This window comes from Paracoccus aestuariivivens (assembly GCF_009711225.1).
GTDB lineage: Bacteria > Pseudomonadota > Alphaproteobacteria > Rhodobacterales > Rhodobacteraceae > Paracoccus > Paracoccus aestuariivivens.
The window spans coordinates 1-548 of sequence record NZ_WMIE01000073.1 but is presented as its reverse complement, the minus strand read 5'-3'; the positions used below and the strand labels follow the sequence as shown (position 1 = coordinate 548).

Genomic DNA, 548 nt, shown 5'->3' with positions numbered 1-548 from the left:
ACCGGCTGGAACTGGTTGACCATCGCGGTCCGCGTCGTCGGCTCATGGACCTGCGCCATCGCCATCCTTCTTGGGGCTGCTGCGATCCGGGGTTAGTTTTAGCTCGAACGGGCCAATCCAATTGCCCACTCGGCGCAGCCGATATCTACGGTCGCCGGTCCAGCTTTGCCGAGGTTACAATGCTGCGCTTCCCTCAATCTGCTTTTGGCACAATAGCATTGCCGGGATGCATCAGCGGTGCCACATTTTGCAGGTGCAGCGAATGGCAGCTTCGTTCGCACTGCGCCTCGTCATGGCGTGGTCGGGCATAAGGATTGATTTGAGCCCTTGGCCGACATTCGAATAAAGCAAACCTGCCGGCTCATCCGCCACTATTCAGCTCTCTCTCGCTCGCTTGGGCAAGCTGCACTGGATTGAAGGCGATCTGGCCGTAGACCTCGCGCGAGATCAGCGCTGCCCGTTCCAGGCTTCTCAGCGCCGGTCCAGCACTGTTACGCGATAGGCCTGCCATCTCGCCCAACTCCTGCTGCGAGCACGGGACCGAGATC

Annotated in this window: 1 protein-coding gene; it reads right to left on the bottom strand. The window is 60.0% G+C overall.

Annotated features, from left to right (window positions below; all coding sequences use genetic code 11):
* Positions 1 to 361: 361 nt before the first annotated feature.
* On the bottom strand, positions 362 to 548 hold a 187-nt coding region (locus tag GL286_RS22120; protein WP_155097706.1), incomplete at its 5' end, for a helix-turn-helix domain-containing protein.